The organism is Zhongshania sp. (assembly GCF_041584495.1).
Lineage (GTDB): Bacteria > Pseudomonadota > Gammaproteobacteria > Pseudomonadales > Spongiibacteraceae > Spongiibacter.
In genome coordinates this window covers 1-7584 of record NZ_JBFHDY010000140.1, presented here as the reverse complement: position 1 = coordinate 7584, position 7584 = coordinate 1, and the positions used below count along the sequence as shown (strand labels likewise).

The 7584-nt window shown below is 55.9% G+C and carries 1 protein-coding gene; it reads left to right on the top strand.

Going from position 1 to position 7584, the window contains the following annotated elements; all coding sequences use genetic code 11:
• Nucleotides 1-22: 22 nt before the first annotated feature.
• The coding region (locus ABYP33_RS16320) for a beta strand repeat-containing protein (RefSeq protein WP_373092215.1) at nucleotides 23-7584 on the top strand (7562 nt) is incomplete at its 3' end.

Genomic DNA, 7584 nt, shown 5'->3' with positions numbered 1-7584 from the left:
TATTGCGGTGGCGGGAGCTGATTTGGCCGCGGACACCTCCTTCGACGTGACGGTTGCCGGTACAGATAACGCGGGGAATCCGTTTACGGCGACAACAACGTCAGCTCACGCTGTTGATAACTCTGCGGCAGCAACAATTGCCGTCGACAGCATCACTGCCGATGACGTTGTGAATGCGGTTGAGGCTGGCGGCACAATTAACGTAACTGGTTCGGTTGGTGGCGATGCAGCCATTGGCGACACGGTTAGCTTCACCATCAATGGCACCGACTACAGCGGCACTGTGCAAGCGGGCAATACCTTTAGTATTGCGGTGGCGGGAGCTGATTTGGCCGCGGACACCTCCTTCGACGTGACGGTTGCCGGTACAGATAACGCGGGGAATCCGTTTACGGCGACAACAACGTCAGCTCACGCTGTTGATAGCTCTGCGGCAGCAACAATTGCCGTCGACAGCATCACTGCCGATGACGTGGTTAACGCCGTGGAAGCGGGAGGCACTATCAATGTGACCGGTTCGGTTGGTGGCGATGCAGCAGTTGGTGATACGGTCAGCTTTACAATCAATGGCACTAACTACAGCGGTACAGTTCAAACTGGCAATACCTTTAGCGTTGCGGTTGCTGGCGCTGATTTAGCGGCAGGTACGTCTTTCGACGCCACAGTCGTGGGTGCGGATAATGCCGGTAATCCGTATACGGCAACAACAACCTCTACCTATCTTGTTGATACTACTGCAGCGGCGACCATCACCGTTGATGACATTACTGCTGATGACGTGGTTAACGCCGCGGAATCTGGCGCAACGATTAACGTTACGGGTAGCGTCGGCGGCGATGCGGCGGTTGGCGATACAGTTAGCTTTACGGTAAATGGCACCGTTTACACTGGTACTGTTCAGGCGGGTAATACCTATAGCGTTTCGGTGGCGGGATCGGATTTGGCTGCCGACACGTCTTTCGATGTGACGGTGACGGGCACCGACAGCGCCGGCAATCCGTTTACCGCAAGCACCACATCGACTCACGCAGTTGATACCTCTGCGGCAGCAACAATTGCCGTCGATAGCATTACCGCCGATGACGTAGTGAATGCGGCTGAGGCTGGCGGAACAATTGACGTCACGGGTGTGGTTACTGGCGACGCAGCAGCTGGCGATATCGTTAACGTTACGATTAATGGCAACACCTACAGCGGCACCGTTCAGGCTGATAATAGCTTTACGATTGCCGTTGCCGGCGCAGATTTAGCCGCCGACACGAGCCTCGAGGCTACGGTGACTGGCACCGACGATGCGGGCAATTCCTTCACTGCGACGACCACTTCAACTCACACAGTAGATACGGCCAGTACTGCGAGTATCAGCGTCGATGACATTACAGCCGATGATGTAGTTAACGCCGCAGAAGCTGGCGCAACAATTAACGTCACGGGTGTGGTTACTGGCGACGCAGCAGCTGGCGATATCGTTAACGTTGCGATTAATGGCAACACCTACAGCGGCACCGTTCAGGCTGATAATAGCTTTACGATTGCCGTTGCTGGCGCAGATTTAGCAGCCGACACGAGCCTCGAGGCGACGGTGACTGGCACCGACGATACGGGCAATTCCTTCACTGCGACGACCACTTCAACTCACACAGTAGATACGGTCAGTACTGCGAGTATCAGCGTCGATGACATTACTGCCGATGATGTAGTTAACGCCGCAGAAGCTGGCGCAACAATTAACGTCACGGGTAGCGTCGGCGGCGACGCCACTGTTGGCGATACTGTTAGCTTTACCGTTAATGGCACTAACTACAGTGGGACTGTGCAGGCTGGGAACACCTACAGTATTGCGGTGTCGGGAGCCGACTTAGCCGCTGACAATAGCTTTGATGTCACCGTGACGGGTAGCGACAACGCCGGCAATCCATTTACTGCGATCACTACGTCTAACCACGCGGTAGACACGACGGCAGCGGCGACAATATCGGTGCACAGCATCACCGCCGATGATGTGATTAACGCTGCTGAAGCTGGCGCAACGATCAATATTACCGGTTCTGTTAGCGGCGATGCCGCGCCAGGCGACGCAGTTAGTTTCACTGTCAATGGCACTGATTACAGTGGCACGGTACTAGCGGATAATAGCTTTAGCATTGCGGTGTCAGGTGCTGATCTGGCGGCAGATACCAGCTTTGATGTCACCGTTGCTGGCACAGATGACGCGGGTAATCCCTTCACTGCCAGCACGACTTCAACACACGGCGTCGACACCACAAGCTCTGCGGCCATTGTCGTCGATAGCATCACCGCCGATGACGTAGTCAATGCGGCGGAAGCAGGCGGCATAATTAATGTCACGGGCTCGGTAAGTGGCGATGCCACCGTTGGTGATACCGTCAGCTTTACCATTAACGGCACAGATTACAGCGGAACTGTGCAAGCGGGCAGTGTCTTTAGCATTGCGGTAGCGGGCACAGATTTAGCGGCTGATACGAGTTTCGATGCCACGGTTGTCGGCACAAATAACGCGGGTAATCCGTTTGCGGCGACGACCACCTCAACGCATATTTCGGATGCGTCGGCGGCGGCGACAATCACCGTCGATAGCATCACCGCCGATGATGTGCTTAGCGCGGCAGAAGCGGGCGGCACAATCAATGTCACTGGTTCCGTGGGTGGCGATGCAGCGCCTGGTGATAGCGTTTGTTTCACCGTCAATGGCAGGGACTACAGTGGTATTGTTCAAGCAGGCAATACCTATAGCATCGCGGTAGCGGGATCGGATCTGGCCGCCGACACCAGCTTCGATGTCTCAGTATCAGGCAGCGACGGATCGGGTAACCCCTTCACTGCCACAAGCACATCAACACACACGGTTGATGCCACCGCGACCGCAACGATTATTGTCGATAGCATCACCCCGGATGATGTTGTTAACGCTGCGGAAGCCGGAGCCACAATTAATGTCACTGGCTCGGTCGGTGGCGATGCCACTGTTGGCGACACCGTTAGTTTTACTGTTAATGGCATGGATTACAGTGGCACTGTCCAAGCAGGCAATACCTATAGTATCGCGGTAGCGGGTAGTGATTTACTGGCCGATACCAGTTTTGATGCCACTGTTGTCGGCACTGATAATGCGGGGAATCCGTTTACCGCAAGCACCACTTCAATACACAGTGTGGATACCAGTTCTGCTGCAAGTGTTGCACTGGATGCGATTGCCACAGACGACATTATTAACGCGGTCGAGGCAGGCGCAGATCTTATAATTAGCGGTACGGTTGGCGGCGATGCTGTTAGCGGCGACAACGTCGTGGTTAGCATTGGTGGCAATGATTATGCGGCGACCGTTAATGGAGACAACATCACTTTCAGCGTTACTGTTCCTGCTACGGATGTGGCGGCGCTAACGGCAGGTAATGTTACTGCGACCCTCACCGGCAGCGATGATGCCGGTAATCCATTTACCGCAACCAGCAGTCGGCCCTTCACGGTTGATACCGCTGCGACGGCCACGATTTCGGTTGATAATATTACCGCCGATGACGTGGTTAGCGCGGCGGAAGCCGGTGGCACCATCAATGTGACGGGCTCGGTTGGCGGTGACGCCGCGATTGGCGACACGGTTAGTTTTACTATTAATGGCACGGATTACAGTGGCGCGGTGCAAGTGGGCAATACCTTTAGTATTGCCGTAGCTGGATCTGATCTTGCTGCCGATACCTCGTTCGACGCAAGTGTTGCTGGTAGCGATGACGCCGGGAATCCGTTTACGGCGACAACAACGTCAACTCACACGGTGGATAACGTTGCCGGTGCAACAATTTCTGTTGATGACATCACTGCCGACGACGTTTTAAATGCAGCTGAAGCCGGCGCAACGATAAATGTGACGGGTACGGTCGGTGGTGACGCGGCACCAGGCGACACAGTAAGCTTTACCATCAATGGCGCACCTTATAGTGGCACTGTTCAGGCCGGTAATACCTACAGTATTGCCGTAGCAGGTGCAGATTTAGCCGCCGATACTAGCTTCGATGCCACGGTTACTGGTAGCGATAACGCCGGTAACCCGTTTACGGCGACAACAACGTCAACCCACACGGTTGATACCAGCGCGACAGCAAGCATCACAGTCGACAACATCACCGCCGATGACGTGCTGAACGCGGCGGAAGCAGGAGCCACAATTGCGGTCACGGGAACCGTCGACGGCGATGCGGCGCCAGGCGATACGGTTAGCTTCACCATTAACGGTACTAACTATAGCGGTACAGTTCAGGCTGACCATACTTACAGCATTGCGGTGGCCGGTGCAGACCTTGCTGCCGGTACGAGCTTTGATGCCAGCGTTTCGGGTAACGACGGTGTCGGTAATCCATTTACCGCAACGACTACCCCAAACTACACCGTAGACACCACTGCGGCGGCAACTATTATCGTGGATAGTATCACTGCCGATAACGTGGTTAATGCGGCAGAGGCCGGTGGCACGATCAATGTGACAGGCTCGGTCGGTGGCGACGCAGCCCCAGGCGACACGGTTAGCTTCACGGTTAATGGCAGTGATTACAGTGGCATCGTTCAGCCCGGCAACACCTACAGTATTGCGGTAGCTGGCAGCGATTTAGCAGCGGATACCAGCTTCGATGCCACTGTTGTTGGCACCGATAATGCGGGGAATCCGTTTACGGCAAGCACTACTTCCACACATATTTTTGACGCGACAGCGGCCGCGACAATCACCGTCGATAGTATCACCGCCGATGACGTGGTTAGCGCGGCGGAAGCGGGCGGCACAATTAACGTGACGGGTTCGGTCGGCGGTGACGCGGCCCCTGGTGACACGGTTAGCTTTACCGTTAACGGCAATGATTACAGCGGTATCGTACAAAGCGGTAATACCTACAGTATTGCCGTCGCGGGTGCAGATTTGGCAGCCGATACCCGCTTTGATGCAAGTGTTATTGGTAGCGATGATGCCGGTAATCCCTTTACTGCAACGACTACGTCAACGCATATTTCTGATGTCACTGCGTCGGCGACCATTGCCGTCGACAGTATTACCGCTGACGACGTGGTTAGCGCGGCGGAAGCTGGCAGCACAATCAATGTGACTGGCTCAGTGGGCGGCGATGCGGCGCCTGGTGATGCGGTAAGTTTTACCATCAATGGCACTAACTACAGCGGTACGGTCCAAGCCGGCAATACCTTTAGTATTGCGGTAGCGGGCACAGATTTAGCGGCTGACACCAGTTTTGATGCCACGGTTACGGGCGCCGATAATGCCGGCAACCCGTTTACGGCAAGCAGTACCTCAACGCACAGCGTTGATACCAGTGCGGCGGCAACAATTGCGCTGGCAGCAATTGCAGCCGATGACATTATTAATGCCGCGGAAGCGGGCACTGATCTTATTATTTCTGGCACGGTTGGCGGCGATGCCGCTAGCGGTGACAGTGTTATTGTTAGTATTGGTGGCGAGGATTACGCGGCCACCGTCAATGCAGACAACACCAGTTTCAGCGTTACTGTTCCTGCTACGGATGTGGCGGCCCTCACTGCGGGTAGTGCCACTGCGACCCTGACGGGTAGCGATGACGCCGGTAATAGCTTCACGGCAAACGACAGCCGTCCATTCACCGTTGATACCACAGCGACGGCGACCATCACCGTCGATGACATCACTGCCGATGATGTCGTCAATGCAGTAGAGGCCGGTGGGAGCATTGATGTCACTGGTCGTGTTGGTGGTGATGCCGCGGTTGGCGATACGGTTAGCTTTACCATTAATGGCACGCCCTACAGCGGCACCGTTCAGGCGGGCAATACCTTTATGATTGCAGTTGCTGGCGCAGACTTAGCGGCCGACACCAGCTTCGATGCTACTGTTGTGGGTACGGATGCAGCAGGTAATGCCTTCACCGCAACCACCACCTCAACGCATACGGTTGATAGCGCAAGTTCGGCGAGCATTACGGTTAACAATATTACCGCCGATGACGTGGTGAACGCCGCTGAAGCGGGTGCGAGCATCAATGTGACGGGAACCGTTGGCGGCGACGCAGCCCTTGGTGATACCGTTAGCTTCACCATCAACGGCACGCCTTACAGCGGTACTGTGCTGGCGGGCAACACCTACAATATTGCGGTTGATGGCGCCGACTTGGCTGCCGATACCAGCTTCGACGCGACAGTAACGGGCACTGATGCAGCGGGTAATCCGTTCACGGCTACGACCACCTCAACCCACACGGTTGATACCTCTGCAGCGGCGACCGTCACGGTCGATAACATCACCACTGATGACGTGGTTAACGCGGCCGAAGCCGGGGCGAACATCAATGTCACGGGTACGGTTGGCGGCGATGCTAGCGTGGGCGACACCGTTAGCTTTACGGTTAATGGCACACCTTATAGTGGCATCGTACTCGCTGGAAACACATACAGTATTGCTGTCGCAGGCGCCGATCTTGCTGCTGATACGTCCTTCGACGTCGCTGTTACGGGCACGGACGGTGCGGGCAACCCTTTCACTGCAACGGCCACATCAACCCACACCGTAGATACCGCTAGCGCAGCGACAATCATCGTTGACAGTATCACTGCCGATGACGTGGTTAACGCGGTGGAAGCGGGCACCACAATTAATGTTACTGGTTCGGTCGGCGGCGATGCGGCACCAGGCGACACCGTTAGTTTTACCATTAACGGCACGCCCTACAGCGGTACTGTGTTGGCTGGCAACACCTTTAGCATTCCTGTCGCGGGCGCTGATTTGGCGGCTCAAACTAGCTTCGACGCCACCGTTGCGGGCAGCGACGCCGCGGGTAATTCCTTTACTGCTACAACAACGTCAACGCACTCGGTAGATACGAGCGCAGCAGCAACCATCAGCGTAGACGCGATCACGCCAGATGACATCGTGAATGCCGCCGAAGCCGGAACAAGTATTAACGTTACTGGTTCGGTCGGCGGCGACGCCGCGCCTGGCGATACCGTGAACTTCACCATTAACGGCACGCCATACAGCGGCATCGTCTTGGCCGGCAACACCTACAGCATTGCGGTTGACGGCGCCGACTTGGCCGCCGATACCAGCTTCGATGCGACAGTAACGGGTACTGACGCGGCAGGTAATCCATTTACCGCGACAACCACCTCAACCCACACGGTTGATACGTCTGCCGCGGCAACAATCACCGTTAACGACATCACCGCTGACGATATTGTTAACGCGGCAGAAGCCGGAAGCACGATTGATGTAACGGGTACTGTTGGCGGCGACGCCGCGCCTGGCGACACAGTTAGCTTCACCATCAATGGCACGCCTTACAGTGGCACTGTGCTGGCGGGCAATACCTATAGCATTGCGGTTGACGGCGCTGACCTGGCCGCCGACACCAGCTTCGATGCCACCGTAACGGGTACCGATGCCGCGGGTAATGTCTTCACGGCTACCACTACCTCAACGCATACCGTTGATACTGCAGCGAGCGCAACAATCACGGTTAACGACATCACGCCGGATGACATCGTGAACGCAGCCGAAGCCGGAACAAGCATCAACGTCACCGGTTCGGTTGGCGG